27 protein-coding genes are annotated in these 25,953 nt (G+C 50.2%); 13 read left to right on the top strand and 14 right to left on the bottom strand.

Features of this window, described 5'->3' with window-relative positions:
- Position 1 precedes the first annotated feature (1 nt).
- Entirely contained in the window at positions 2–931 is a 930-nt protein-coding gene (locus tag JW499_RS03560) for a LysR substrate-binding domain-containing protein (protein WP_205209305.1), read from the bottom strand.
- Between the two features lie 135 nt (positions 932–1,066).
- Between JW499_RS03560 and JW499_RS03565 the strand changes: the two genes are divergently transcribed.
- Entirely contained in the window at positions 1,067–1,255 is a 189-nt protein-coding gene (locus JW499_RS03565) for a YjiS-like domain-containing protein (RefSeq protein WP_332873981.1), read from the top strand.
- Positions 1,256–1,371: 116 nt separating this feature from the next.
- On the opposite strand, the gene cspE is transcribed toward JW499_RS03565, so the two are convergent.
- From cspE to JW499_RS03585, 4 genes are all read right to left on the bottom strand, one after another.
- The gene (gene cspE / locus JW499_RS03570; protein WP_091353016.1) at positions 1,372–1,578 is read right to left on the bottom strand and encodes a transcription antiterminator/RNA stability regulator CspE; all 207 of its coding nucleotides are present in this window, start codon (positions 1,576–1,578) and stop codon (positions 1,372–1,374) included.
- Between the two features lie 205 nt (positions 1,579–1,783).
- A complete protein-coding gene (locus JW499_RS03575) occupies positions 1,784–3,250 on the bottom strand; it encodes a sensor domain-containing diguanylate cyclase (RefSeq protein ID WP_205209307.1) in 1,467 nt (488 codons plus the stop codon).
- A 258-nt stretch (positions 3,251–3,508) separates the two neighbouring features.
- Entirely contained in the window at positions 3,509–4,630 is a 1,122-nt protein-coding gene (locus JW499_RS03580; protein WP_205209309.1) for a polyamine ABC transporter substrate-binding protein, read from the bottom strand.
- 135 nt (positions 4,631–4,765) lie between these two features.
- Complete coding sequence (locus JW499_RS03585; protein WP_205209310.1) at positions 4,766–6,112, bottom strand: glutamine synthetase family protein; 1,347 nt, start codon at positions 6,110–6,112, stop codon at positions 4,766–4,768.
- 328 nt (positions 6,113–6,440) lie between these two features.
- On the opposite strand from JW499_RS03585, the gene JW499_RS03590 reads away from it, so the two are divergent.
- From JW499_RS03590 to JW499_RS03600, 3 genes are all read left to right on the top strand, one after another.
- Entirely contained in the window at positions 6,441–7,724 is a 1,284-nt protein-coding gene (locus tag JW499_RS03590; protein WP_205209312.1) for an NAD(P)/FAD-dependent oxidoreductase, read from the top strand.
- Between the two features lie 145 nt (positions 7,725–7,869).
- Positions 7,870–8,520: a TetR/AcrR family transcriptional regulator gene (locus JW499_RS03595; protein WP_232846218.1), complete on the top strand. Its 651-nt coding sequence runs from the start codon at positions 7,870–7,872 to the stop codon at positions 8,518–8,520.
- 166 nt (positions 8,521–8,686) lie between these two features.
- The gene (locus tag JW499_RS03600) at positions 8,687–8,995 is read left to right on the top strand and encodes a YciI family protein (RefSeq protein ID WP_205209315.1); all 309 of its coding nucleotides are present in this window, start codon (positions 8,687–8,689) and stop codon (positions 8,993–8,995) included.
- A 4-nt stretch (positions 8,996–8,999) separates the two neighbouring features.
- Here the strand turns inward: JW499_RS03600 and JW499_RS03605 are convergent, their stop codons facing one another.
- The 3 genes from JW499_RS03605 to JW499_RS03615 form a co-directional block, all read right to left on the bottom strand.
- The gene (locus tag JW499_RS03605) at positions 9,000–9,758 is read right to left on the bottom strand and encodes an alpha/beta fold hydrolase (protein ID WP_205209316.1); all 759 of its coding nucleotides are present in this window, start codon (positions 9,756–9,758) and stop codon (positions 9,000–9,002) included.
- Positions 9,759–9,928: 170 nt separating this feature from the next.
- Entirely contained in the window at positions 9,929–10,147 is a 219-nt protein-coding gene (locus tag JW499_RS03610; protein WP_205209317.1) for a Nif11-like leader peptide family natural product precursor, read from the bottom strand.
- A gap of 300 nt (positions 10,148–10,447) precedes the next feature.
- On the bottom strand, positions 10,448–10,672 hold the full coding sequence (locus JW499_RS03615) for a Nif11-like leader peptide family natural product precursor (protein ID WP_205209318.1): 225 nt from the start codon (positions 10,670–10,672) through the stop codon (positions 10,448–10,450).
- Positions 10,673–11,195: 523 nt separating this feature from the next.
- Between JW499_RS03615 and JW499_RS03620 the strand changes: the two genes are divergently transcribed.
- From JW499_RS03620 to JW499_RS03630, 3 genes are all read left to right on the top strand, one after another.
- Positions 11,196–11,435, top strand: coding sequence for a cysteine-rich CWC family protein (locus tag JW499_RS03620; protein WP_332874410.1), 240 nt, complete (start codon positions 11,196–11,198; stop codon positions 11,433–11,435).
- 96 nt (positions 11,436–11,531) lie between these two features.
- Positions 11,532–11,795 carry a hypothetical protein gene (locus tag JW499_RS03625; protein ID WP_205209319.1) on the top strand — a complete coding sequence of 88 codons (264 nt, stop codon included), beginning with the start codon at positions 11,532–11,534 and terminating at the stop codon, positions 11,793–11,795.
- Positions 11,796–11,872: 77 nt separating this feature from the next.
- Complete coding sequence (locus JW499_RS03630; RefSeq protein WP_205209320.1) at positions 11,873–12,373, top strand: GNAT family N-acetyltransferase; 501 nt, start codon at positions 11,873–11,875, stop codon at positions 12,371–12,373.
- A gap of 30 nt (positions 12,374–12,403) precedes the next feature.
- On the opposite strand, the gene JW499_RS03635 is transcribed toward JW499_RS03630, so the two are convergent.
- Positions 12,404–12,877, bottom strand: coding sequence for a LabA-like NYN domain-containing protein (locus JW499_RS03635; RefSeq protein ID WP_205209321.1), 474 nt, complete (start codon positions 12,875–12,877; stop codon positions 12,404–12,406).
- 302 nt (positions 12,878–13,179) lie between these two features.
- A complete protein-coding gene (locus tag JW499_RS03640) occupies positions 13,180–14,100 on the bottom strand; it encodes a LysR family transcriptional regulator (protein ID WP_205209322.1) in 921 nt (306 codons plus the stop codon).
- 104 nt (positions 14,101–14,204) lie between these two features.
- On the opposite strand from JW499_RS03640, the gene aptA reads away from it, so the two are divergent.
- The 5 genes from aptA (at position 14,205) to JW499_RS03665 (ending at position 19,592) form a co-directional block, all read left to right on the top strand.
- A complete protein-coding gene (aptA, locus tag JW499_RS03645; protein ID WP_205209402.1) occupies positions 14,205–15,542 on the top strand; it encodes an omega-aminotransferase AptA in 1,338 nt (445 codons plus the stop codon).
- Positions 15,543–15,646: 104 nt separating this feature from the next.
- Positions 15,647–17,137 carry a CoA-acylating methylmalonate-semialdehyde dehydrogenase gene (locus JW499_RS03650; protein ID WP_205209323.1) on the top strand — a complete coding sequence of 497 codons (1,491 nt, stop codon included), beginning with the start codon at positions 15,647–15,649 and terminating at the stop codon, positions 17,135–17,137.
- A gap of 168 nt (positions 17,138–17,305) precedes the next feature.
- Complete coding sequence (locus JW499_RS03655) at positions 17,306–18,175, top strand: DNA ligase (RefSeq protein WP_232846220.1); 870 nt, start codon at positions 17,306–17,308, stop codon at positions 18,173–18,175.
- A 237-nt stretch (positions 18,176–18,412) separates the two neighbouring features.
- The gene (locus JW499_RS03660; RefSeq protein WP_205209324.1) at positions 18,413–18,895 is read left to right on the top strand and encodes a Crp/Fnr family transcriptional regulator; all 483 of its coding nucleotides are present in this window, start codon (positions 18,413–18,415) and stop codon (positions 18,893–18,895) included.
- 238 nt (positions 18,896–19,133) lie between these two features.
- On the top strand, positions 19,134–19,592 hold the full coding sequence (locus JW499_RS03665; protein ID WP_205209325.1) for a DUF4231 domain-containing protein: 459 nt from the start codon (positions 19,134–19,136) through the stop codon (positions 19,590–19,592).
- A gap of 16 nt (positions 19,593–19,608) precedes the next feature.
- On the opposite strand, the gene JW499_RS03670 is transcribed toward JW499_RS03665, so the two are convergent.
- The 4 genes from JW499_RS03670 to JW499_RS03685 all read right to left on the bottom strand — a co-directional run bounded on the left by JW499_RS03670 (position 19,609) and on the right by JW499_RS03685 (position 24,717).
- A complete protein-coding gene (locus tag JW499_RS03670) occupies positions 19,609–20,568 on the bottom strand; it encodes a DMT family transporter (protein WP_205209326.1) in 960 nt (319 codons plus the stop codon).
- 77 nt (positions 20,569–20,645) lie between these two features.
- Complete coding sequence (locus JW499_RS03675; RefSeq protein ID WP_205209327.1) at positions 20,646–22,154, bottom strand: Na+/H+ antiporter NhaC family protein; 1,509 nt, start codon at positions 22,152–22,154, stop codon at positions 20,646–20,648.
- Positions 22,155–22,314: 160 nt separating this feature from the next.
- The gene (locus JW499_RS03680) at positions 22,315–23,598 is read right to left on the bottom strand and encodes an NAD(P)/FAD-dependent oxidoreductase (protein ID WP_205209328.1); all 1,284 of its coding nucleotides are present in this window, start codon (positions 23,596–23,598) and stop codon (positions 22,315–22,317) included.
- A 180-nt stretch (positions 23,599–23,778) separates the two neighbouring features.
- Positions 23,779–24,717: a LysR family transcriptional regulator gene (locus JW499_RS03685; RefSeq protein ID WP_205209329.1), complete on the bottom strand. Its 939-nt coding sequence runs from the start codon at positions 24,715–24,717 to the stop codon at positions 23,779–23,781.
- Positions 24,718–24,921: 204 nt separating this feature from the next.
- Here JW499_RS03685 and JW499_RS03690 point away from each other — a divergent pair, with 204 nt between their 5' ends.
- A complete protein-coding gene (locus JW499_RS03690; protein WP_091353070.1) occupies positions 24,922–25,938 on the top strand; it encodes a TRAP transporter substrate-binding protein in 1,017 nt (338 codons plus the stop codon).
- The last annotated feature ends 15 nt before the right edge of the window (positions 25,939–25,953 follow it).

Below are 25,953 nucleotides of genomic sequence, written 5' to 3' on the forward strand. Positions count from 1 at the left end.
CTCAGGTAATCTGTTGCCGCTGTCTGAACGTTTCCCAGCTATGACCGATCTCCTCTGTCTGTTGGCGCAGCCAGTTTTCAAAACGTTGTATTTTAGGGCGTCTGAAGTGATGTTCAGGAGCAACCAGGTAGTAATCAAAACTGCTTGGCAGGAAGGCTGGAAGCGGACAGATCAGCTGTCCGCGTTCGATCATCTCATACACCAGGCTGAAACGGACGGCGGCCAGGCCCTGTCCGCTTAGCAGTGCTTCCACCAGAATATTGGAGTCGGTGACCTGTAAGCGTGAGTTTGTCAGCGTATCAGGCAGGCCGAGTGCTTCTCTGAACAGAGTCCAGAGTTCTTTCATGTCGGGAGCGTCATCAATGAGCAGCGGGAGTTCTCTGAGCTGCTGCCGGGCCGGTCTATCTTTATTGATCAGCGATGGATGGCAAACCGGTATCATATAATCCCGCATCAGTAATCGACTGCTCAGGCCGGGATAGACGCCCTTACCAAACCGGATCGCCAGATCAAGCTGGTTATCATCAAAGCTGTCCAGTCTGATGCCAGGAGAGATGTGGATGTTAAGGCTTTCCTCCTGCGCCTGAAAGTCACCTAGTCTGGGCACCAGCCAGCGGCTGGCAAATGAGGGCAGAGTGCTGAGCATTAAACGCTGGGGGTGCGGGTCATCACTTAACTGGTTAATGCCCTGTTCCAGGCTTTCAAACGCTTTGCTGATAAAGGGTAATAGCTGCTGCCCCTCGCGGGTGAGCTCAATCTCCCGTGTCAAACGATGAAATAGTGTTACCCCCAGTTGCTGTTCCAGGGTTTTGATCTGCTGGCTTATCGCGGCCTGGCTGACATAGAGCTGTTCGGCGGCGAGTTTAAAGCTTTGCATCTCTGCGGCGTGTCGAAAGGCTTGTAGCGCTTTAAGTGAGGGCAGGCGGGTCATGATCATTTCTATACTGGCTTATACATAAGATAATCTTAATTATAGAGTGTTAAAACTCGTTTGTCGTCAGCGAAGTAAATCTTGAATATAGGCTGTAAAAATCAGCCATTGTAGAGGTTTGCTATGAAGCCTATAGTGTCAAATCAGATAGATGTGAAACGGGATAGTAAAGAAATACTTGATTATTTGGCGGTCTGGCAGCGCTGGTTGCAGCGTTATCGTAGCCGTCGGTTGCTGCTTCGGCTGGATAGAGAGCAGCTTAAAGATATCGGTGTGACACGGGAAGAGGCGCTTGAGGAGGCGGGTAAACCTTTCTGGCGATGATGTTCTTCAGGAGCAGGCTGCTGGAAAAACAGTATATAGCAGGCATAAAAAAGCCTGATCGTAATCAGGCTTTCTTCTGCTAGCAACAGATCAGAGATCTGTTAGCTGGCACGGTCTCAGATAGCAACGATGTTTTCTGCTTGTGGACCGCGCTGACCTTGAGTTACAGAGAACTGTACCTGCTGGCCTTCTTCAAGAGTTTTGAAGCCGTTGCTCTGAATTGCACTGAAGTGTGCGAATACGTCAGGGCCGTTTTCCTGCTCGATGAAACCGAAGCCTTTGTCAGCGTTAAACCATTTAACAGTACCGGTTACAGTAGCCATGTTAGTTGTCCTATTTTATAAATAATGTTTTGCCATCAGAGATGGCGGATGATGCAGGAATTTTTACTATACATTATGGAAACAGGACGAGAAGCTGAAACAGGATCTTCGAAATGATGCATAAAAATACGGTGAATCTTCAAGCAGGTATTAATATATACACTTATATTTTTAATATCAACACATTAATTGGTTATATTCAGCTTTATATGGATTCTGAAACCTCTGGGGATGACGCTTCAACCTGATTGCGGGACCTGGATTTAGCCCGGTAGAGCGCCTGATCAGTGCGCTTAAACAGGGTGGCAGGAGACTCGTGGCTGATATATTCGGCGACGCCAAAACTGGCGGTTACCTTCAGCTCAATCCCCTCGAGCGCTGTTAAGGAGGTCTCAATCTGCAAACGCATCTTTTCAGCTACCACGCAGGCATTCTTTTCACTGCAGTTAGGCAGGACGATAAAGAATTCATCACCGCCCCAGCGGCACAGGGTGTCGGCCTTGCGCAGGCTATCGGTGAGTATTCTGGCGACTCGAATAAGAATTTTATCTCCCAGCAGGTGGCCATAGGTATCATTGAACAGTTTAAAGTGATCAATATCCACCAGAATAGTGGACACCGGATGCTGGTGACGGTCGGCAAGCCTGAGAATCTGCTGATAGACTAACTCAAAGGCGTGACGGCTGGCGGTGCCGGTCAGAGGATCGGTATTGGCCAGCACTTCTAAACGGCGCTGATAACCACCCAAAGTAAAGTGTTGCAGGAGTAATACCACCACCATAACTACCAGACTGATGAGAAGGTTGATCCAAAGGGTTGCGGTAATTTGTGATGCGCTTTGTTCGGTATGTTCAACGATAAGATACCAATCCAGTTCAGGCACAAAACGGGTTTTTATCAGGTATTGCTGGTCATTATGGCTATAGCTGTATGAGCCTCCGGGAGAGGAGAGTATCAATGGGGCTATATCGCCAAGTCCACTGAGGTTATGAATATCATCAGCGCCTTTGAACTGGCTGCCCTGCAGGGTGACTTTGCCCTGCCGGTCAATGAAATAGATCTGTCGGCCGTAACGGTTTTGATAAACCTCGATCAACTCTCTGATCTTTTGCGAGGCCAGACCGACTCCGATAATCCCCAGAAACCGTCCCTGGGCATCTTTAACCTTATGGTTGACGAACAGGGTTGTGGTGAAGCCATCGGCGGTATCCTGATCAAGGTTGATATCGAACTGCGCAGGCGTTTTGCGGCTGGTGAAATACCAGTCATCGGCCGGGTCTGATGCCGATACCTGCTTAATGATCCCGGAACTATGGTAATAGTTAGTGGTTTGTTCGGAAACAAAAAATGCAGTGAAGGCGTTATAACGCGTCTGGATCGATTTAAGGTAGCGCTGCATCTGCTCTGGATAGTGCTCGCCGTTCTCAATCCAGTCATGAACAAAGGTGTCCTGCGCCATCAGCGATGAAACCAGCACGGGTTGTAACAGGTCTCGCTGTACCTCTGAGTAAACGGTGTCACTGGTCAGCGGTAGGGTGTTGGTTTTGATATGCTGATTCAGCGAGTTATTGGCAACAAAATAACTGATAAAACTGATGGTGGCGAAGGCAACGCTTAGTAACACGCTGCTAATCAGGATAAAAGAGGGTTTACGTAACGTTATCGGCTTCATTGTGTCTTGATCTGTCGGGTAGTGGAGTTATTGGCCGACAGCCGAAATCATCCCTGGTGTCGAAGACGATATCTTAACAGATTTACATTGCACTCTTCAGCTAATCCTGTTGTTAACTGGTGATAGGGTTTCATTGCCAGGCAGACGGGTGTTTAAGCAGGTGGCGGGCAGTTAGGGGGGGGGGAGGTCAGACTCTGGATAAAAAAAAAACGCCCGAAAGGGCGTTAATACGGAGTAAAAAACTTCAGTAAATAGTTTCTAGTTGCCGGTTTTGATATCAGACCAGGTACGGCTGCGTATGCGGGCAACATTTGCTGGTAGCGTCGCTGGCATATACAGACGGGCACGGATTTCGGTATCGGGGTAGATTGAGGTATCAGAGGTTATTTCAGGGTCAACCAGCTCAGTCGATGCGCTGTTAGGGTTGGCATACCAGACGTAGTTGGTAATCTCGGCAATAATCTCTGGTCGCAGCAGGAAGTTGATAAACTTGTGTGCGTTCTCGGCGTGTTTGGCATCTGATGGGATCAGCAACATATCAAACCAGATCTCAGTGCCCTCTTTCGGAATGCTATAGCCAATTTCTATACCGTTACCCGCTTCTTCTGCGCGGGCCTGGGACTGAAACACATCGCCTGAATAGCCGATCGCGACACAGGTATCGCCGTTGGCCAGATCATTGACATACTGAGACGAGTTGAACTGACGCAGGTAGGGGCGCACAGCTTTCAGTGTCTGTGCTGCTGGGTTGTCTTTCTTATGAACCGCTTTTGACGTATCGGTGGACGACTGGCCTGTGTAAAGCAGTGCCAGAGGGTAGATCTCATCCGGTGAGTCGAGAAAGGTGACACCACACTCTTTCAGCTTTTTCATATTTTCCGGGTTAAATACCAGATCCCAGCTATCCACGGGGGCATCTTCCCCCAGCACGGCCTTCACCTGCTGAATGTTATAACCAATACCGGTGGTGCCCCAGAGGTAGGGGACGCCATACTGGTTTCCCGGATCTTTCTTATCCAGCAGGTCCATCAGAGATGGGTCAAGGTTGCCGAGGTTTGTCAGCTTGTCTTTCTGCAGTGGTTGAAAAATGCCTGCTTTGATCTGCTGTTCCATAAAGTGTGAGCTGGGGACAACAAGATCATAACCGGAATTGCCTGCCAGTAGCTTAGCCTCGAGGGTTTCATTGCTGTCATAGACGTCATAAACCACTTTGATGCCCGTCTCCGCTTCAAATTTAGCCAGCGTATCTTCAGCAATATAGTCTGACCAGTTGTAGAAGTTAAGAACATCCTCTGCCTGAGCAATGGAGGCTGAAGCTGCCAGGCTGAATGTAGATATCTGTAACGCTTTTCTGATCAGGGAAGGTAAAGTCTTTGTCATTACGTCGCGCCTCTCATCGGAGTTTACTGATGTTGTTTACAGTATATTCCGTGACTCCTTAACCCAGAATGACGCAGGTTAAGGAGTTACGGACTGTAAGCATAATTTCTTGTTTTTAAGTTTGTAAGCTTAGCTTTAAACAGTGAGTAACAGGTATTCACGCTCCCAGGAACTGATGACTTCGTGGAAGGTTTCAAACTCTGCCCGTTTGACGCCCAGATAAGCTTCAACGAATTCCGTACCCATGATTTCACCGAGTTCGGGACACTCTTCCAGCAGGCGCAATCCCTCACCAAGGGAACGGGCAACCTCGACGGTTTCATCTTCATCAGCGGCAAGATCGGTAACCGGTTTGCTGGGAGTGCATCCCTGTTCAAGGCCCAGATATCCGCACGCCAGACTGGCGGCTATCGCCAGGTAGGGGTTGCAGTCAGAGCCCGGGAAACGGTTTTCGATTCGTGTCGCTGCCAGTGGTGCGATAGGTACCCGGAGGCCGGTGGTGCGGTTATCGATGCCCCACTTAAAGTTAACCGGCGCAGCAATATCCGGTGCAAAACGGCGGTAGGAGTTCACATTGGGTGCATAGAATGAGATCGCTTGTGGCGTGTATTTCTGCAATCCGCCCAGATAGTGATAGAACTTCTCAGAGAACTCATTCTCTTTATCGCCGGCAAATATATTCTCACCGGTTTTAATATCGATCAGGCTCTGATGGATATGCATCGCACTGCCGGGCTCATGCTGCATCGGTTTGGCCATGAAGGTGGCATACATATTATGCTTCATGGCGGTTTCCCGCAGGGTGCGTTTGAACACAAATACCTGATCAGCCAGGTCCAGTGCATCACCGTGGAGGAAGTTTATCTCCATCTGCGCAGCACCTGATTCATGGATCAGGGTATCAACATCCAGCCCTTGTGCTTCGCAGTAACTGTATAGGGTGTCGATCACCGGATTAAATTCGTTAACCGCATCAATCCCATAAGACTGACGTGCTGTTTCTCTGCGACCGGAGCGGCCTGTAGCCGGTTTCAGTTCATAATCCGGATCGGTGTTTTTCTGAATCAGATAGAACTCGACTTCCGGAGCGATAACCGGACGCAACCCCTTTTGCTCGTAAAGCTTCAGTACCCTGCGAAGAACAGAACGGCTGGATAACGGGTGTAGCTGTCCATCGCTGGTGTAGCAATCGTTAATAACCTGTGCGGTGGGTTCGTCTGCCCAGGGCACTAATCGCAGTGTATTGGCGTCCGGCACCAGAACCATATCCCGGTCGGCCGGATCCACTATATCATAGTGGTTATCAGCCCATTCGCCTGTTACGGTTTGTACCAGCAGCGTTTCAGGAATCTTACCTCCTTTTTCTGCCAGGTACTTTTTAGTGGGGTAAAACTTACCCCGGGCGTTGCCGGTCATGTCCGGCAGGGTCGATTCGACCTCGGTAATCCCGTTTTCTTTGAGAAACCTTTCCACGGCTTCCATAAATCACCTACTTGTAGAGTTAATCCGATTGCCTGCTATTCACTACTTACTATAGAAGTAATGGATCTGAGTGCAGCGTTTACTGTGAAACTGTTCAAATAATATGTCGGCTGTGTGACCTTTTAAGTCGTCTGTTGTGTGACTATTAGTCGAAACATTATTCGGGTTTTAGGTTATTTCATGAATATTTAAAAATCAACACTAATTTTATATTTGTTACCGTTTTTCGGGGTTGTTGTTCAATTAAATTAGAATTATTATTCGGTTTGTTGTGTGGTCTTGTCTTTTTTATATCGGTTAATGTGGTTTTTTTATGGAGACCCCGAACATGAGTCTTAACAATTTTCAGCCCTCCTATTATGTTGCTTCGGCCAATGACAGGCCTGATTATCCTGCGTTAATAGGGGAGCAACAGGCTGATATCTGTATTATCGGTGCCGGTTATACCGGGCTGTCGGCGGCACTGCATCTGGCAGAGAAAGGCTACTCTGTGACCCTGCTGGAGAGTGAAACAGTGGGGTGGGGCGCGTCTGGTCGAAATGGTGGACAGGTCTGCCCTGGCCATAATATGGGACATGCTGAGCTGATTAAAAAAGTGGGTCAAAAAGCCGCTGATTCTTTATGGCAAAGTTCTCTTGATTCGGTGCAGCTGGTTAAAGATCTGATCGAACAGCATCAGATCCGTTGTGATCTGAAGCAGGGCGTGATGCATGTCTCTGCAAAGCCGGGGCATGTTGCAGAGATGTGCGAGAGCGTTGAGTATAAGCACCGGGTGCTGGGTTACGACAAGATCCGTTTTGTCCCTGATAGTGAAGTACAGGCGATGCTGGGTACAGATCGGTATTTTGGCGGTGAATACTGGGAGGAGGGGATTCACCTGCACCCGTTGAATTATGCCCTTGGTCTGGCATCTGCAGCGACCAAAGCCGGTGCGATTATCCATGAGCACAGCCGGGTGACCGGTTACACCACCGGAAAAGATGCAGAGGTATGCACCGACACAGGTGTTGTCAAAGCGAAATATATTCTGTTGGCCTGTAACGGCTATCTGGGCAAGCTTGAGCCTCGCATAGCCGGTAAAATTATGCCGATCAATAATTTTATCATTGCTACTGAGCCGCTGACGGATGAGCTGTGTCGCAAAATTAACCGCGATGATGTCGCCGTGGCAGATTCCCGGTTTGTAATCAATTATTTCAAACTGTCGGGAGACAACCGGTTGCTCTGGGGCGGGGGTGAGAACTACAGCAGCCGTTTTCCTAACGATATTCCGGCGTTTGTGCGGCCTTATATGTTGCAGTTCTACCCGGAGTTGAAGGATGTGAGGATCGACTATGGCTGGGGAGGAACCCTGGCCATAACCCTTAACCGAATGCCCCATTTCGACCGGATAGATGACAACCTCTTCGTCGCGCAGGGATATTCCGGCCATGGCGTAGCGCTGGCAACGCTGGGTGGAAAACTGATGGCTGAAGCGATCAGTGGTTCTGCAGAGAGGTTTGATCTGTTTACCCGAGTGCCCACACCGACATTCCCGGGCGGAACGTTGCTGCGCTGGCCCGGCCTGGTGGCGGGCATGCTGTATTATTCGATGCGTGACCGTTTCTTCTGAGCTGACGTGTCATACGGAAACCAGTGTTAATGCGCCCGGTTTTAATAACCCGATGTTTTCAGAACCCGGATAATTCAGTCTATAATGCCCGCCAATCAGAGCACGTTAACCAGAGAGAGTTGAGTTGGAAGAGCAGGAACCGAAATTGACAGAGAATCGCCGGGTAAAAGCGGCCCCTGATCTGGCTCCGCGAAATGCGCCGGTTCAGGGGCGTTCTAAGCTACGTTCAAAGCAGATTATTGATATCACCGGAGAACTGCTGGAACGGGTTGGACTGGATGATCTGAATACGATTCTGATCGCTAAAGAGGTGGGGATCTCGGTCGGCTCCCTGTATCACTACTTCCCGAATAAGCACGCTATTCTCTATGCGATGGGGTCGCGCTGGCTGGAAACCGTCGAAGCAGCACTGGATGAGATCGCCCGCTGGCCGGTTGAAGAGCTGCCGCTGGACACACTGGTTGAGCGGATGCTGGCACTGAAACTGAAAACCTACAAACAGCAGAAAGCGATCCTGACACTGGTGCAGGCGATGTTCTCCGTGCCCGAGTTGCGGGAGCTGGATGAACAGCACGACGAGCTGGAAATTTCACGGATGGCTGAGGTGTTCAAACGGATCGGCATTAACCGCCATCTGAAAGAGCGGGAGCGTCTGGGACGCCTCTACCTTGAGGTCACCCACAGTGTCATGCTGGTGGTGGTGAATCAAAAAGGCGAGCGGGCAAAGCGCACCCTCGCGGATCTGAAAATGATCATCTGCAATCTGCTGGGACAATACTCACCGGAAAATCATTAAGGCTACCACCGCTAACGGTCGACGGAACCAGCCCGATTTCTGTTCTCTTTTATAAAGTTGATCAGGTTTTACTAGCGTTTTTCGGCGAAATATCAGGGACGGGTTAAACTGAAATAGCCGACATATGTCTGCTACAGCAGCCGCTTAGCGATTAAGGGAGCGTCTTATGCTACAGTATATGATCACCTATATCGGAGGGGACAAACCCGCAACTGTCGAAGAGGGACAACAGCATTACGCCCTCTATAAGGACTGGCTCCGTTCTCTGGGCAGTGTGGTGCTTAATCCTGCCACACCTTTCAGAATCACCCATACAGTCAATCCAGACGGCAGTGTCAGCATTGGCAGTGCATCATCGATGTCGGGGTATTCCGTCATTGAGGTGGACTCGATGGAAACCGCCGTTAAGGCGGTTAAAAGATGTCCGTTTCTGGGAATTAATGGCTCGCTGGAAGTGTCTGAGCTGGTGACTTAGAGACTCAGCCTTCTGTCTGATTGAATCCGGGATAGCGCTCGGTTGGAGCGTTTGTTATCTCTAACCACTCTGTCAGCGCCTGAGTGACCGCTTCCGGCTGCTCCATTGTCGACATATGGCCCGATTGAGCGATCACCTGAACCCTGCTGTGAACAACCAGTTCAGCCATCGCCTCATGCTGACTGACCGGGCTCCAGAGATCATCGCTGCCGCAGATAAACAGAGTAGGGCAGCTCAGTGACCGTAATACTTCAGTGGCATCAGGGCGGTTTAAAAGAGCGGTTTGCTGAGCTTCAAATTGAGCAACTGTTTTGCGTTCAATCATATCGAGAATGGTGTTACACAGTTTTGTGTCTTTAAGATGTTGCGGCAGCACCATCCCCTGCATCCACTCCTGACCCATCGTTCGCATGCCATGATGGCGGGCTTTCTCAATCAGCGCCATTCGCCCGGCCCGTTCTTTTTCCCCGGCGGCGCTGGGTGCCAGCGGCAGATAACCGGTATCCATCAATAACAGATGACTGAGCCTTTGCGGTGCTTGACGGGCTACCTCCAGCGCCACTCTGCCGCCCATCGAGTGACCAGCAAGTACACATGACTCGGGTGCAAGATCAAGTGTTATACGGGCCATCTCGGCCAGACTATCGGCGTTACCGTAATCGATCACCTGACATTCGTATCCTTGCTGGATCAGATCATCAACCTGACTCTGCCAGACCGCATGATCACAGATTAAACCTGGCAAAAAAACAAGGGCAGACATCGCTTCTCTCCGTCAATTAAGGGATAAGCTTGTTTGTATCATCTGCTCAGGGGTTTCACCAGAAATTTAAGAAGAGGCTTCAAACAGACCGGACGATATCCGGTTAACATCGCTTCCAGTAGTCATTCCTGATAACGGAAGCGTTCAATAGCAGAGGTCAGAAGAGTCTCTTAAACCCGTAACAGGGCCTTCGCCAGCCGTTCAGACAGCTGATCTTCAGTGAACTGAGGTTCGTTTGGTGGATAAAGACTATCTTCATCAAAATCAAAACCATTCTCACGGGCCAGGGCAAACATCTCTTTCATCTTAATGCAGCCTTTTAGTTTTTCACCCACATCCGGGGATGTTCTGGCCAGGTTGGAAAAATCGGCAATTTGCTGGATCGACATAATATTGCTCTCTCAATTTAATTTAGGTGGATGGTAAGCGGAAAGTGGAGATTCCACTGTTTCCTGAATCGAGAAGGGGTTTGCAATCTATATACCGATTACAGATATCTGGTTGTCTTTAATGAGTCAATTAAAACAATAGTTTATATCGGTTTTGTTTGAGTGTGCCTTGTCAGCACTATGACATTTCTATCGCTGCTGAAGCGTTCCTTACAAAAATACAGGATACGCTGTCACTTCACGACTGACTGTACATCCGGTCGGTCAGTAGTAAAGTAACACTGTACCGGGCTTTTATTCTCATGCATAAAAACGCAGCAGAACTTTCACGAGCCGGTCAGACAGTTGATCCTCGGTAAACTGGGGCTTGTTGGGTGGATAGAGACTGTCTTCCTCGAAAAAGAAGCCAAGATCCTGTGCCAGTGCAAGCATATCGGTTAACCGGTGGCAATTTTTGAGTTTCCTGCTCAGCTCAGGTGTTTGCCTGGCTTTACTGGAAAATGCAGCGATCTGATGTGTCAACATAACGGTACTCTCCTGTTGTTAGACAGAACGTATTGAGTGAATACGCTAATCACGATTTAGGCTCTGTCTACCCTTCTGCAAAATACATTCCTCCGATGATCGCTGTAATAAGTGCTTATAATCCATAGTGTTACTGATATATATCAAAAGCTGGCTATATGATCATTACGACAGATATTCAGAATTGAGGGGTTTGCGACAAACACACTGAGCTTTTCTGAAACAGTGGGGGCGCTGCGGTCAGGCTGTTCCTGTGCTGCTGGCAAGTCGTCACATAAGGGTGTGCCACTCGCTGGAAAAAGCGGGATTGCTACTGGCCTGGTTTTTGGTAGGAGCCGCTTCCAGCGGCGATAAAAGTACTACAACAGGAACTACTCTGAGCACCCGGACAACAGTCTGAGTGTCTGTAAAATCGGGGAAGATTGTTTTTGCACGATCAATGGGTCAGTGTAAATGGATCTGGCGCTATTGATTTATCTGGTCAGTACTTAGTTAAAAGAAGTATGGTTTACACTGGTATTGAGTGTTTCCGTTGCCAGAGGTTTCTTGTGAATATAACCCCGACAGGATTGATCCACACCTATGCCCTCTGTGTCATCAGGATAACCGGTGCGGGAATCTATCTTCCTGTGGTTCTGATGCGAGTTGCTGGTGTCGCTCGCCTGATATCTCGTTTCCACAGACGCTATTAGATAGGGTGCCTGAGGAGGCTAAAGGCAGGGCGTGTATATGCAGATCCTGTGCTGCAAATAGAGTTAAATGACTATACTAGACTGGTCTGAGTTATTTGATTTATAGTCAGTGATACGGGCTCAGGTGGTCTTGTTTCGCCTGCTGCTGAAAGCCTGAGGACTAGGAAATGCCTAAAAATACGCATAAACGAAAAGCATCAGCTCACTCAAAATCTAAAACGATCAAAAAGAACAAACCATCAGCAGGAAGATCCTCAAACCCGAAAGTATTTGTCGGAGTGGGGGGGCTCCTTGTGGCGCTGGGGCTCTATATGTTGTTGTTCAAAGCGCATGGTAATGCAATGACCGGCTTTGCTATGCTCGCGATTATTATTGGTGTGGTGACGGCCATCATTGCCATTTTTTCTGCCCCTGATAAGAAAGCCGGTTAGCTGTACAATGACTCCTTAAACTGGGGGGGCACAGCGCTTTTGTCAGCAATTTAGCTTTTATGTTTCAGGGGAATTGAATGATCAGAGAGATGACAAAATCAGATTTTGAATCGTTTTGGTCTGTGTTTTCAAGTGTCATTCAGGCACAGGAAACCTACGCATTCGACCCGGATATGACCTTAGATGAGGCATATCATCTGTGGTGCGAGATTCCGCTGAAAACCTATGTGTTTGTAGATAACGATGTTGTTTTAGGGTCGTACTACATTAAGTCAAACGGAATGGGCCCGGGTAAGCATATTTGTAACTGTGGTTACATGGTTGCAGATGTTGCCAGGGGTAAAGGTATCACCCGCAAAATGTGTGAACACTCTCAACAGCAAGCACTTTCACTGAACTTTGACGCGATGCAGTTTAATAGTGTTGTGTCTACCAATGAAGTGGCCGTCCAGCTTTGGCAAAAGCTCGGCTTCAATATTATCGGTACGATCCCTAAGGGTTATAAACACGGTAAACTTGGCTATGTTGATAGCTACGTCATGCACAAGCAGTTACGAACACATAGCGAATGCTTGTAGCAAGTGACGAGGTCACGTCTGGTAACTGCTTCAAAGAAGCATCTCTTCTTCGATAGGAAAAAACTCAGTCGCAGAGCTGATCAGAGAGTTAGCGGTCAGCGCCGGTACTCCATAGACCTGCGCTTTAACACCATACTTCCGTTTTATCCGTTCCAGCAGCAGATCAAAATCCCCGTCGCCGGATAGCAGGATGATGGTATCGACTTCTGGTGCGGTGTCCATCACATCGATGGCGATGCCGACATCCCAGTCGCCTTTGGCGGAGCCGTCACTGCGCTGGATGTAGGGCTTCAGTCTGACGTTGAAACCGATATGCTTCAGGGCGTTCTGAAACTTCAGCTGGCTGTCATCGCCCCGATGGATGGCGTAGGCATTGGCGATGATAATCTCACCTTCAGCACTAATTTTTTGCCACAGTTTGCGGTAGTTAAACTGCCGCCCATAGGCCTGGCGGGTGGTGTAATAGATGTTCTGCACATCAACAAAAACAGCGATTCGGTTCACAGGTGTTCCTTTTTTATATCTATATCAGGCAAGCAGGTTCTTATGTTTGCAGGATTCCAATCGCCGCGAGGGCGAGCCTCCCACAAAAGCAAGCTCTATGTTTGTTCGGCGGTTTAAACCACTTCTGATTTTTTGCACATCAACAAAGACAGCGATCCGGTTCACAGGTGTTCCTTAAGTTTTTAATCTTTTTCTAGCAAGCGGCGTAGCCGTGTCGAGCAAGTCGCGAAGCGACGTTCTGGCTACTGCTCTTATCCGCGAAGCGACGTTCTAGCTACTGCTCTTATCCGCGCAGTCGCGTTCTAGCGGCTGCTTTCCAGTTCTTCCATAAACGCATCCCGGATCAGGTTGTTACGTGCGCCTTTGCGGGTGATGGTGGTGTAGTGGGTGGTAAAGCTGCGCTTTTCCGGTTGAATCGCTTTGAGCCGTCCCTCTCTGAGCCACTGTTTGGCGTAGTGGGTGGGCAGAAAACCGATAAAGCTACCACTGAGAATGAGGAAAGCGATCCCTTCACGATCAGTTGAGCTGGCGCTGGCTTTGAGCAGCGCCTGTTGCTGTTTTATCTCGGCTGACTGAGGGTAGGCGGGCAGCACCGCATCATACTGAGACAGCTCGCTATCACTCAGAGTGCTGTTGTCGTGTTCAAACAGCGGATGTTCGCTGCTGCAATAGAGTAGCGACTGTTCGTCATAGAGAGGAAAGTAGTTGAGGCCCGGCAGACTGCGCTGTTCGGATACCACGCCGACCAGCAACTGACCGTCTAATACGCCGGACTCTATATCCTTGGGGGGGATCATGCGGATATTGATAACAACTTCCGGCCCCCGGGCTTTCAGCGCCGCCAGGGCGCGGGTGATGCGCATCTGCGGCACGGTGACCATATTGTCGGTGATGCCGATGTTCAGTTCACCCTTCAGTTCGGTGTTGATGGCGTTGATCCGGGCGCGAAAGTTTTCCAGGCCTCCCAGCAGCTGCAGGGTGGCGTCGTATACCTCTTCGCCCTGTTCTGTGAGTGCAAAGCCAGCGCGGCCACGGTTACACAGGCGCATATTGAGCAGGCTTTCCAGCTCAGATATGGCTAGACTGATAGCCGGGCGGCTGATATTCAGTTCCACCTCGGCGGCAGAGAAGCCACCGCTTTCGACCACCGCTTTATAGATCCGCAGCAGGCGAATATGAGCATCACCAAGCTGACGGGGTAACAGGTTTTCTGTACGGCTCATATTACGTAATCTTATGCTTAACTTTGAGTTAATATTTGTGAATTTAATAAACTTAATCGTTGGCGATAATAGAGTCAACAACTGAATAACCTGAGAATAAAATGATGACTGATGATCTGAAACGTTGTGGCCTTTCCCAGGAGCAGCTTGATGCTCACTGGATGCCTTTCACAGCTAACCGTAGCTTTAAACAGGACCCGCGCCTGATTGTAGCGGCAGAGGGTAACTATTATACCACTGCAGATGGTCGTAAGATTTTTGATGGTTTGTCAGGATTGTGGACCTGTGGTGCCGGTCACAGTCGTCCGGAGATCACCGAAGCGGTGAGCAAACAGGTGAAAGAGCTGGATTACTCTCCGGCGTTTCAGTTTGGTCATCCCAAATCATTTGAGCTGGCTCACCGCGTTACCGAGTTGATGCCGAAAGGCCTTAACCGGGTGTTTTTTACCGGTTCAGGTTCTGAATCGGTTGAAACTGCACTGAAGATCGCCCGCGCTTACTGGCGTAAAAAAGGTCAGGGCGGTAAAACCCGTCTGGTGGGTCGTTCCAAGGGTTACCACGGGGTTAACTTTGGTGGTATCAGCGTCGGTGGTATCAGCCCTAACCGGGCGATCTTCGGTCAGGGCATCGATGCGATCCATCTGCCCCATACCATGCTTGAAGAGAATCTGTTTACCCAGGGAATGCCTGAAACCGGCGCTCACCTGGCAAACGATCTGGAACAGCAGATCATGGTGCACGATGCCTCTAATATCGCTGCGGTGATTGTTGAGCCGATGGCCGGTTCTACCGGGGTGATTCCGCCGCCGGTTGGCTATCTGAAACGTCTGCGGGAGATCTGTGATAAACACAATATTCTGCTGATCTTTGATGAAGTGATCACTGCGTTTGGCCGTGTCGGATCTAACACCGGTGCAGAGGAGTTTGGTGTAACCCCGGATCTGATGACGGTTGCCAAACAGCTGACCAACGGTGTGATTCCGATGGGGGCTGTTATTGCTAAACAGGAGATCTACGATACCTTTATGGCTGAGGGCGGCCCTGACTACATGCTGGAACTGCCCCACGGTTATACCTATTCGGCGCATCCGGTTGCCTGTGCTGCCGGTCTGGCGTCACTGGATATTCTCGCCAATGACAAGCTGATTGAGCGGTCTAAGTCGATTGCACCTCAGTTCCAGGAGATGGTTCACAGTCTCAAGGGTACGAAGTATGTGTCTGATATCCGCAACTACGGTCTGGCTGCAGGTCTGACCATTGAGGCCGCTCCGGGTGAGCCTGCGCTGCGTCCTTATCAGATCGCGATGAAGTGCTGGGAGAAAGGTTTTTATGTTCGCTACGGCGGCGATACCATTCAACTGGGGCTGCCGTTTACCGTAGAAGTTGATGAGATTGATAGCCTGATTAATGCGTTGGGTGAGTCGATTAATGAGTTGAGTTAACAGAGCGTTTATTAAGAGCTCCTGAGTTAAGGGGGCTGATAAAGGCTGGTTTTTTGATTTTTCTGTGCCATCGGCGCAGCAATACAGAGTAAAGAGATATTATTATGACAGTTGTAGGCCATTTAATTAACGGTGAGATGCGTACCGACGCCGCCCGTACACAGCCCGTTTATAACCCGTCCACCGGTGAAGAGAGCAAACAGGTTGCCCTGGCATCTGTGGCCACTGTTGAAGAGGCGATTGCCGCGGCGGAACAGGCCTTTCCTGCGTGGCGTAACACCCCTCCGGCAAAGCGTGCACAGGTGATGTACCGTTTCAAAGCGTTGCTGGAAGAGCATGCTGATAAGATCTGCCAGCTGATCGGCGAAGAGCATGGCAAGATCGCCCATGATGCGGCCGGTGAGCTGCAACGGGGGATTGAAAACGTTGAGTACGCCTGTGGTGCGCCAGAGCTGCTGAAGGGCGAGCACAGCCGCAATGTTGGCCCCGGTATAGATTCCTGGAGTGAATTTCAGCCGCTGGGTGTGGTGGCGGGTATTACCCCGTTCAACTTCCCGGCGATGGTGCCATTGTGGATGTACCCCATGGCAATTGTCTGCGGTAACACCTTTGTCCTGAAGCCTTCTGAACGTGATCCATCCTCGACACTGTTTATTGCTCAGTTGTTGGAGGAAGCGGGTCTGCCTAAAGGGGTTATCAACGTTGTAAATGGTGATAAAGAAGCGGTAGACGTCTTGCTGACCGATACCCGTGTGAAAGCGGTCAGCTTTGTGGGTTCAACACCAATTGCGGAATATATTTACAGCACTGCGAATGCAAATGGTAAACGCTGTCAGGCGCTGGGTGGTGCGAAGAACCACGCCATCGTCATGCCGGATGCGGATATGGACAACGCGGTGAATCAGCTGCTGGGTGCGGCGTTTGGCTCCTCCGGTGAGCGTTGCATGGCGTTGTCTGTGGCGGTTGCGGTGGGTGATGAAGCGGCAGATACGCTGGTGTCGAAGATGCGTGCGGCGATGGAGCCTCTGAAAGTGGGTGCCTACAGCAATCGTGACAACGACTTTGGTCCGGTGATCACCCGGGCGCATCAGTTGAAAGTGAACGGTTATATCGATAGCGCTGAAGCCGATGGTGCGAAGATTGTTGTTGATGGTCGCAATCCTTCCGTTGACGGCTTTGATGGCGGTTTCTTTGTCGGTGCAACACTGATCGATGCGGTGACGGCTGATATGCAGAGCTATCAGGAAGAGATCTTCGGGCCGGTATTGCAGGTTGTGCGTGTCAATACCATGGAAGAGGCGATGCAGCTGATCAATGATCACGAATATGGTAACGGTACCTGCATCTTTACCCGTGACGGTGAAGCGGCACGTTACTTCTCTGACAATATTCAGGTGGGTATGGTCGGTATTAACGTGCCCCTGCCGGTGCCGGTCTCTTACCACAGTTTCGGTGGCTGGAAACGTTCACTGTTTGGTGATCTGCATGCCTATGGGCCTGACGCGGTACGTTTTTACACCAAGCGTAAGACAATTACTCAGCGCTGGCCGTCCAGTGGTGTTCGCGAAGGAGTATCTTTCGCTTTCCCTAGTTAAGCCCCCATAGGGCCTCAGTTTTACATCTGGGTTTCATTTGTTCGAGAGATTATGCCGGTCCGGTTAAACTGGGCCGGCTTTTTTATGCATCAATTAAATTTTCTGCTAGGGTTAATTATCAGCACGCTTCATGGACGAAGTCCGTTTTATCTGCTCAGGGAGGGCGAAATGGTGTTTATCCGTTACTGTCATATCTTATTTAACTGCCTGATCGTTGTGGTCAGTTCTCTTGTTGTGCCGGCCAGTTTTGCCGATAAGCCAAAACTGCAGCTGGCGACAATCTATCAATCGGGTTCTGATGTCTCCGCTTACTGGGTAAGTGAGAAACTTGATGGTGTGCGAGGTTACTGGGATGGGAAACAGCTGTTAACCCGGCAGGGTTATCCGATCACAGCGCCGCAGTGGTTTATCGCTAATTTGCCCCAACAACCGCTGGATGGCGAATTATGGATAGGGCGAGGGCAGTTTGATGCAGTTTCAGCACTCGTGAGAAGCTCTCCGGGCGACAATCTTGCGCTTTGGTCTCAACAGTGGAGACAAGTGAAATATATGTTGTTCGATCTGCCGCAGTCTTCTGGGACTTTTAGTGATCGACTGACTCAATTGAGAAGCATTGTAAGTGATATAGATCGGGACTGGGTTCAGCTAATTGATCAGAGGCGGTTAGCCTCTGATACTGAGTTAATGGCCTTTTTGGAACAGGTTGTTGCCAGTGGCGGCGAAGGGTTGATGTTGCATCATGAAGATGCAATATATAAGCAGGGACGCAGCTCGAATTTGCTTAAGCTAAAACTGTGGCAAGATGCTGAAGCGAGAGTGATCGGTTATGAGCCGGGTAAAGGGAAGTATGTTGGCATGCTGGGGGCGTTGCTGGTTGAAACGCCAACCGGAGTGCGCTTTAAACTCGGCAGTGGGTTTACTGATCAACAACGAAAAAATCCGCCAGAAATCGGTAGTTTGGTGACTTACAAGTACACTGGGATCAACGATAATGGTGTGCCGCGTTTCGCCAGTTTTATGCGGATCAGGCGGTTATAGCGTAAGCTCTGAGGCCGCCTCGACAGTCATCACTATCAATTGTTGATTTGGACGAGGCGTAACCGGTAATCATTCCGAAAAGCAGTGGTGTTCAAACGTCGGGTTGTTGCCTAACCTACAGACAGGGTATTCAGTACTGACGGGGATAATTTCTCGCTATTCCCTCGTGGGTATCTTATATTTTGGTTTTCCATTCTATAATAGTGTTGTCTAATATTGCATTGCGGAAAATTAACCATGAACGTTGTATCGTTCGATGAGCTCCAACAGCAGTTCCCTGAAGCATTCTGCCAGCATCTGTCTATGTTTGGCGCTTTGTCCGAAGAAAGCCTGAATTTTTTACTGCAACAGGGATCTCTGTTAGCTGTTCAGCGCGGCGATAAGCTTTTCTGTCGCGGTGATAACTCAGATAAGTTTTATGTAATTCTCAATGCCTCAGTGCGTTTTTATCAGGATCGTGATAACGATGGAGAGAGGGTGCCGCTGCGTCTCTATGTAGCGGGAGAGCAGATCGGCTTTGTCGGCATGATCGGACTGCATCAGCGCCGGGGGGACGCGATTGTCGAGCAGGAGGGCTATCTGCTGGAGATCAGTTCTGCACTGTTTCATCAGTTGTGTGAAGCGTATCCGGAGATGTTTATGATCTTCCTGATCAATATTACCCGGGAGATGAGCCGTGAAATCAGTCATCTGGACGAGATGTATGTGGCTAAAAGCTGATCAGAATCCTTCATTATTCCATCAAGCATCAGACTATTTCAGCACCCCCCGATTAAAACCGCCTTATTATCCGCGTTACTCTCTCAACTTTTCTCAATAAGCGTTTCTTCCACGCCTGTCGTTGCAAGGGCAGCTTCAGAGACTCTGGACTATTATCAAACAGAGTGAACTGCCGCCAACCGGGATATCTTGTCCAACCCGGTATGGAGAGGGGCAAAGGCTGAGCAGGAGAGTATCTATGGCACAGCAACAGTTTGTGCTTGATGAGCTGGATAGAAAAATAGAGATGTTCAGGCGTAACTCTTCGGAGCACAAGGCGCTGCACAGGCGCTTGCGGTATGGTGCTTTTGCGCTGACCGCTGTGTTATCAGTGCTCTCCGGTCTGGCCCTCTATCTGCCTGAGAAAGCCCCGGCGCTGAATATCGCCATTCTCGCTTGTTCCGGCATCGCAGGCATTCTGGCTTCCCTGGAAGGGTTGCGTAAGGCCGATGAGTTGTGGATACATGAACGCACTACCTATTACTCCCTGTGTGATCTGAGACGTGAACTGATGTTTCAGATTAAAAGCGATACCCTGGATTCCGAGCAACTGGATGCGTTCTTTAACCGGTTTCAGACAGTCCTGACCAACTCCGGTGAGAAATGGAGTTCGGGGATCGTTCAGGGCAATCATACAGCCACGGGTGTTACTGAATAGCCCGGTGCCTGCCCTATTAATCGGTCACCGATGTGGTCTGATCCAGCGGCTCAAGCTTCACTTTGCGCTTGCGATCCCCAAGCTCTGAGATCAGCATCGCCGCGATAATCAGGCCGGCGCCTATCATCCCCAGTGTCCCGAGTTTCTCATTCAGGAAGAACCAGGCTGACAGATAGGCAAACACCGGTTCAGTGGCAAAGATCAGCGCTACTTTGTGCGATTCTAAAACCTGCTGGCTGGCCGATTGCGCCCAATAGGCATAACCGGTACCCATAATCCCGGCGACCAGAGCGGCAATGATGACCGTAGGGTTCATAGCCAGATCTTGCCAGTCCAGCGGGGGAGAACCCGGATGATAAAATGCGGGATCCGCGCTGGTTACTGCGCCAATGGTGCTGTAAAGCGCCACCGCCAGCAGTTGCAGAATACTCAGAGGTACAACCGGAAGAGAGTCCACAAATCGTCCGGTCAGGAGTATATGCACGGCAAAGCCAAATGCACATACCAGAACCAGTAAGTCTCCGTGGTTAAACTCCAGTTTATCACCCATCGTTAGCAGATAGAGCCCCGTGGTTGCGATAATAACCCCGGCCCAGACGGCGGGCGATGCCCGTTTGCGAAACAGCAAAAATCCCAACAGAGGAACCAGCGGAACATTCAGTCCGGTGATAAATCCGGCATTGGAGACGGAGGTGTAGTGCATCCCTTCAGTCTGAGTGTAAAAGCTGATAAACAGCAGTGAACCCAGCAGGGCACTGGCTCCCAGAAGCGGCCACCATCGGACCCCCTTCAACTGATGACGGTTGAACCAGAGCAGAGGGGTTAACGATAAAGCCGCCAGCAGGAAACGGATCGCATTGAACGTGTGGGTAGGAATATCCTCTATCGCAAGATCGATCAGAACGAATTCAACTCCCCAGATGAAGCTGACTAACAGGAGCATTAGGGTGGCGGTACGGGAAGATCTGATAAGCATGGGTCATCCTTTTCTATCATCAGAAAATGGAGGCCGGGCCTCCATTTTCTGGTCAGTATCGCTAATCGGCAGATCACTCAGCTCATGATGAAACCCAGTGCCAGCAGGGATATAAAACCGACTCCGGCCCCGATCAGCGCATAGGGAATCTGACTCAGGGCATGCTGCATTGGGGTACAGCCGGAGCCCTGAGAGGAGAGTACAGTAGAGTCACTAAAGAAGCAGGCATGGCTGCCAAATGCGGATGCGGACAGCAGTGCGCCAACGGTTAATGGCATTGACATATCCATGCTGAGCGCCATCGGGATGACTATTGGCAGGGAAACCACGAAGACTCCCCAGCTGGAGCCGGTGGCAAACACCACGGCCGCCATAGATGCGAATACCAGTGCTGGCAACATCTCTTTCGACAGGAAGGGGGTCAGTGAGTCGATAATATAGGGGGTCATGCCTAACTGGTCGTTGATCTCTTTAACCATAAAGCCGGCACAGACCACGGCTATCGGATGCAGCATGACTTTAAATCCATCCAGCATCGAATCGACCAGTTGGCTGAATGTCAGCAGGCGTTGCCAGAAATAGAGGACCATGGTGAACATCGACGCGACCAGTGCGCCCAGCAGCAGGTCTATCTCGTAATAAACGCTGGCCCCGACCAGCACTATCATCGGCAGTAAAAAGTTGAGCAGGCCGATAACCGGTGAGGTCTTCTTCATGAATGATGTATCGAAGCCGTCCTGTTGGATGCCTTCAGGAATGGGCTGTCCCGCCTGAGCGCGGGACTCCGCTTTCTTCATTTCACCAAAATCGCCGAGCACTCCGATAGCCACCAGGAAAACAACCAGCAGGGCTGCCCAGCCATACACCATGTAGGGGATCGATTCGATGTAGAGGGACATCCCCTGTCCCTCGGGGGCTGCGCCGTTTTCCTCCAGCAGGGCTGCAAAATAGACTGCCCAGGTGGAAACCGGCACCAGGATACAGACCGGTGCCGCCGTTGAGTCCACCAGAAACGCCAGCTTTTCACGGGAGATTTTATAGCGATCGGTAAGGGGTTTCATCGAGGCTGAGACTGCCAGTGAATTGAGGTAATCATCAATGAATACCATGATGCCCAGTACGCAGGTGGTGAGCATGGTGGCGCGTTTGGTTTTGATGCGCTTAGCCAGCATCTCGCCAAAGCTGAGAACGCTGCCTCCGCGTTCCAGCATATTGATCAGACCTCCCATCATACCGCAGACCAGCACGATCCAGGCGATCGTTTCATCCATAACAACAGAGATCGACAGATCGCCAAGGCCTGTGACAACCTGAGTAGGATTGAGTAGCAGCAGACCAGCAATAATACCGGCAAAAATGGATTCCAGCGGTTTCTTCGTGATTACCGCAACAAACAGAATAAGCAGTGCGGGTAGCAGGCTGTAAAAACCATAGGGCTCGCCTTCGACATGCTGGGTCGAAAGGTAGGCAAAAAATGCCATAATCGCGCCATAGAATAGCAGCCATTTTTGCGGACTGTTTGTAGCTTCCTGGCTTACGCCACCCATCTTGTTCAGACTTTCAGCCTGGGCGAACTCCGTACTCATTTAGCACCCTTTTTATCATTGTAAGTATCATTTTCAGTCTGCTTGCAGTCGGTTGTTCCAGACTGTTGCAAGAAGCTCTGAATGTTCGCTCTTTTTTTGAGCAGTTAAGGAAGGCGCGATCTAACACAGCCAGCGCCGTTTAAAACGAATGGTATCGTGATCAGATGCCCAGCTTGTCACGCAGGGTGTAATACCAGGCTCCCATTGCCGTGTATGGGATGCGGAAGGTACGACCGCCGGGGAAGGGGTATTGCGGTAAACCTGCAAACACATCAAAGCGTTCAGCCTGTCCCTGAATCGCGTCGCAGAGTACTTTGCCCGCCAGGTGTGAGCTGGTCACACCGTGGCCGCTGTAGCCCTGAGCGTAGTAAATATTATTGCCGATACGACCAAACTGGGGCAGTCGCATCAGTGTCAGCAGGAAGTTACCGGTCCAGGCATAATCGATTTTAACCCCTTTTAGCTGAGGGAAGGTTTTCAGCATATTCGGGACGATCAGCGATTCAATTTTGTCCGGTTCGCGGGCACCGTAGGTCACGCCGCCGCCATAGATCAGGCGGCCATCGCCAGAGAGGCGGAAGTAATCCAGCAGATAGTTACAGTCTTCGACACAGTTATCCTGTGGCAACAGCTCTTTCTGCTGAGCCTTATTCAGCGGTGCGGTGGTAATCACCTGGGTGCCGCAGGGCATCGCTTTCTGTTGCAGTTTAGGAATCAGTCCGCCGAGATAAGCATTGCCTGCCACAATGACGAAATCAGCGCTGACGGAACCTTTTTCGGTATTGATAATAGCTTTATCACCCTCCTGAACCCCGGTAACCGCAGAGTCTTCATAGATAACACCGCCCAGGCTTTCCAGTGCTGCCGCTTCGCCCAGCACCAGATTAAGGGGGTGAAAATGACCCCCGCTCTTGTCCAGCAGTCCGCCTTTATAGCGCGTGGATCCGACATGGTTCTGAAGGGTGCTTGCAGATAACATCTCCAGCCGGGTATGCCCATGGGCTTCCCAAAGTGCTTTTTTCTGCTCCATCTCATGCAGCTGTTTGGTGTTACAGGCGGCGAAGATCCCGCCATCTTTCAGATCGCAATCTATGTTGTACTGAGCGACAAAACGGCGAATGATTCTGCCGCCTTCAAAAGCCATTTTGCCCATCTCGGTGCCGGTATGTTTACCGTAATGTTTTTCGATAAAGTCGATATCTCGGCTGTAGCTGTGGACAATCTGGCCGCCATTCCGGCCTGACGCACCAAAGCCAATGCGGCTGGCTTCCAGTACGACAACTTTGAATCCCTGTTCAGCCAGATGTAGTGCTGATGACAGGCCGGTATAGCCGGCCCCGATAACGCAAACATCAGCGGTGATATTGTCATTTAATGGTGCGCGAAACGATTTATCGTTGGCAGAAGCGGCATAGTATGACGTGGTGTGAGATGGAACAGCCATATAAAAACCCTGTATTACGACCCGACCCGGGTATTGCAGATTATGTGCCGGGACATAACGTTGAGGTCCGCAGCTTTCATATGTCACTACGATAATAGTTACTGTAAAGGGGAGATATACCTATGAGGGGATAGATTGGCTGTCATGGGCGTGCTGTACCGTAAAGGAACAGCACAATGATCAGTAGGGCGGGGCATTCTCCGCATCTTTGTGAATCATTCTGATTGAATGCAGAAACATATCCCGGGCCCGGTTGGGTTGCGCCGATTTTCTTGAGATAACCGCCACCCCGAGACGAAAATGTTTAATCGGTTGCGCAACAGGTTTCAACAGCCCCTGCTCGACATAGGGGCGGGCCACTTCTGCCGGTAAGAAGCTGATATAACAGCCCGACAACAGCATCGCTATCCGGGATTCGTAGTGATAGGAGGAGGCTGACAGGTTCATCTGAGCCAACTGGTGATAGATCTCCTCATGGGGTTTGAGTCCCGCATGAACCAGTTTGTAGCTATTGATAACCTTCTCGGTGATCTGCCCGGGCGGTAGATTAAACAGCGGGTGCTCTTTACCGCAGTAAACGTAGTTTTCGTCGGTAAACAGATGGATATAGTTAAGCCCTTCAAACTTCCGGTGATAGGGGATCATGGCGAGATCCAACTGATTATTGAGCACCATCTTTTCCATCACTTTCATATGATCAACTTCCACCTGAAGCTCTACATCGGGGGCTTGCTGATAAAAATGGCGGAAGATCTCCGGCAGCCGGAACCGGGCATCGGTGCTGAAGGTGTCGCTCAGGGCAATTCTGAGTTTTCCCGCAGGGCTCTCACCCAGGTTATTGATAGTGCTGCGAAACTGCTCCAGACGATTGAGTAGTTGAGAAGTCTGGTCATAGACAACCTTGCCTTCAGGGGTCAGGGAAAAACCGGCTCGTCCCCGTTTGCAGAGTTTAATATTGAGGCGGTCTTCGAGGGCCGCAATATGGTTGCTGATCGTGGGGCGGCTGATATTCAGCTCGGTTTCGGCAGCGGAAAATCCGCCGCATTCAACAACGGCTTTGAATATTTTTAGCTGCTTTATTTCAATATCGCCCAGCTGACCCAGTGCAAACTTCGTCATTCCGGCTACCCTGTATGGTGGTGGTTATGAGCGGCACAGGAACCTGTAACCGTTCGTTTTTTTATACCTAATAACGGTCTTTACGTAAAGTTTTGTCAACGTTTGAGTGGAATTTTTGTGATTTATCCTATGTCTGTAATTTGTAAGGATAGGGCTATAGAGAGTTGATTTCGCGATATAAAACTAACAATCACTGGGTGAAGTATGATCAAAAACCTTAAGAAAAAACTATCCACATCTGCACTGGCTGTGACACTGGGGCTGAGTACGCTGGCTGCTAATGTGTCGGCTGCAGACTTCAACTGGCGTTTCAGCAACCTGTATGGTCGCGGAACCGCGTTTGGTGAAGTTTACGAGAGTCTGGCTAAAAACATTGAAACCATGTCTGATGGCCGTATCAAGGTTCAGGTTCTCTACTCAGGTGAAGGGGTTGGTACCAGTGGTTTGCTGGGTGCGGTTAAATCCGGTCTGGTAACGATGGGCGCTCCTTTCCAGTCAATGCACGCCGGTGAACTGCCTGCAGGTGTTGTTGAGATCGGTCTGCCGGGTGGTACCGATGATCCTGCTGAACTGCAGTCGCTGTTCCATGAAAAAGGCTGGGATAAAGTCCTGACTAAAGCCTATGGATCACAAGGGCTGGTATGGCTCGAGCCTTACATTCAGCCACCTGTATACGTTCTGACTAAAGAGCCTATCAACTCTGTTGCCGACTTCAAAGGTCTGAAAATCCGTGCGCCGGGTGCTTACGGTAAGTTCCTGCGTAACCTGGGTGCATCCCCTGTTTCACTGTCCTGGAGCGAAATCTACACCTCTCTGGCAACCGGTGTTATCGATGGTTCTATCGGTAGCAACATGATCGATCACCGCGATGGTAACCATGTTGAAGTAGCTAAGTACATGTACAAGCTGCCACTGGCGGGTGCACAGGTTCTGCCAATCGTGGTTAATCGTGCTGCCTGGAAGAAACTGCCTGAAGATCTGCAGGCGGTTGTTCGCAAAGCGACTGAAATGCATGCTGCTGATCAACTGCGTCTGTCTAAGAAGTGGGAAGCAGAAGCGGTTGCTGAGATGGAAGCGAAAGGTCTTAAATGGAGCCCTGAGCCAAGCGAAGCTGATAAGAAAGCATGGGCAGAAGCCGGTGCGGGTCTGTGGGACGAATATGCTGCTGCAGATAAGTACAGCAAAGAGCTGATCGATATCCTGCGCGCTAACAGCAAGTAAGCATTTTGAATTAGC

Origin of the sequence: Amphritea pacifica (assembly GCF_016924145.1) — a bacterium.
Lineage (GTDB): Bacteria > Pseudomonadota > Gammaproteobacteria > Pseudomonadales > Balneatricaceae > Amphritea > Amphritea pacifica.

Excerpts from the sequence above, each read along its gene's own strand:
- JW499_RS03560 (WP_205209305.1), bottom strand. The coding sequence starts at position 931 with ATGACCCGCCTGCCCTCACTTAAAGCGCTACAAGCCTTTCGACACGCC.
- cspE (WP_091353016.1), bottom strand. The coding sequence starts at position 1,578 with ATGGCTACTGTAACCGGTACTGTTAAATGGTTTAACGCTGACAAAGGC.
- JW499_RS03575 (WP_205209307.1), bottom strand. The coding sequence starts at position 3,250 with ATGAAGCCGATAACGTTACGTAAACCCTCTTTTATCCTGATTAGCAGC.
- JW499_RS03580 (WP_205209309.1), bottom strand. The coding sequence starts at position 4,630 with ATGACAAAGACTTTACCTTCCCTGATCAGAAAAGCGTTACAGATATCT.
- JW499_RS03585 (WP_205209310.1), bottom strand. The coding sequence starts at position 6,112 with ATGGAAGCCGTGGAAAGGTTTCTCAAAGAAAACGGGATTACCGAGGTC.
- JW499_RS03590 (WP_205209312.1), top strand. The coding sequence starts at position 6,441 with ATGAGTCTTAACAATTTTCAGCCCTCCTATTATGTTGCTTCGGCCAAT.
- JW499_RS03600 (WP_205209315.1), top strand. The coding sequence starts at position 8,687 with ATGCTACAGTATATGATCACCTATATCGGAGGGGACAAACCCGCAACT.
- JW499_RS03605 (WP_205209316.1), bottom strand. The coding sequence starts at position 9,758 with ATGTCTGCCCTTGTTTTTTTGCCAGGTTTAATCTGTGATCATGCGGTC.
- JW499_RS03610 (WP_205209317.1), bottom strand. The coding sequence starts at position 10,147 with ATGTCGATCCAGCAAATTGCCGATTTTTCCAACCTGGCCAGAACATCC.
- JW499_RS03615 (WP_205209318.1), bottom strand. The coding sequence starts at position 10,672 with ATGTTGACACATCAGATCGCTGCATTTTCCAGTAAAGCCAGGCAAACA.
- JW499_RS03625 (WP_205209319.1), top strand. The coding sequence starts at position 11,532 with ATGCCTAAAAATACGCATAAACGAAAAGCATCAGCTCACTCAAAATCT.
- JW499_RS03630 (WP_205209320.1), top strand. The coding sequence starts at position 11,873 with ATGATCAGAGAGATGACAAAATCAGATTTTGAATCGTTTTGGTCTGTG.
- JW499_RS03640 (WP_205209322.1), bottom strand. The coding sequence starts at position 14,100 with ATGAGCCGTACAGAAAACCTGTTACCCCGTCAGCTTGGTGATGCTCAT.
- aptA (WP_205209402.1), top strand. The coding sequence starts at position 14,205 with ATGACTGATGATCTGAAACGTTGTGGCCTTTCCCAGGAGCAGCTTGAT.
- JW499_RS03650 (WP_205209323.1), top strand. The coding sequence starts at position 15,647 with ATGACAGTTGTAGGCCATTTAATTAACGGTGAGATGCGTACCGACGCC.
- JW499_RS03655 (WP_232846220.1), top strand. The coding sequence starts at position 17,306 with ATGGTGTTTATCCGTTACTGTCATATCTTATTTAACTGCCTGATCGTT.
- JW499_RS03660 (WP_205209324.1), top strand. The coding sequence starts at position 18,413 with ATGAACGTTGTATCGTTCGATGAGCTCCAACAGCAGTTCCCTGAAGCA.
- JW499_RS03665 (WP_205209325.1), top strand. The coding sequence starts at position 19,134 with ATGGCACAGCAACAGTTTGTGCTTGATGAGCTGGATAGAAAAATAGAG.
- JW499_RS03670 (WP_205209326.1), bottom strand. The coding sequence starts at position 20,568 with ATGCTTATCAGATCTTCCCGTACCGCCACCCTAATGCTCCTGTTAGTC.
- JW499_RS03675 (WP_205209327.1), bottom strand. The coding sequence starts at position 22,154 with ATGAGTACGGAGTTCGCCCAGGCTGAAAGTCTGAACAAGATGGGTGGC.
- JW499_RS03680 (WP_205209328.1), bottom strand. The coding sequence starts at position 23,598 with ATGGCTGTTCCATCTCACACCACGTCATACTATGCCGCTTCTGCCAAC.
- JW499_RS03685 (WP_205209329.1), bottom strand. The coding sequence starts at position 24,717 with ATGACGAAGTTTGCACTGGGTCAGCTGGGCGATATTGAAATAAAGCAG.
- JW499_RS03690 (WP_091353070.1), top strand. The coding sequence starts at position 24,922 with ATGATCAAAAACCTTAAGAAAAAACTATCCACATCTGCACTGGCTGTG.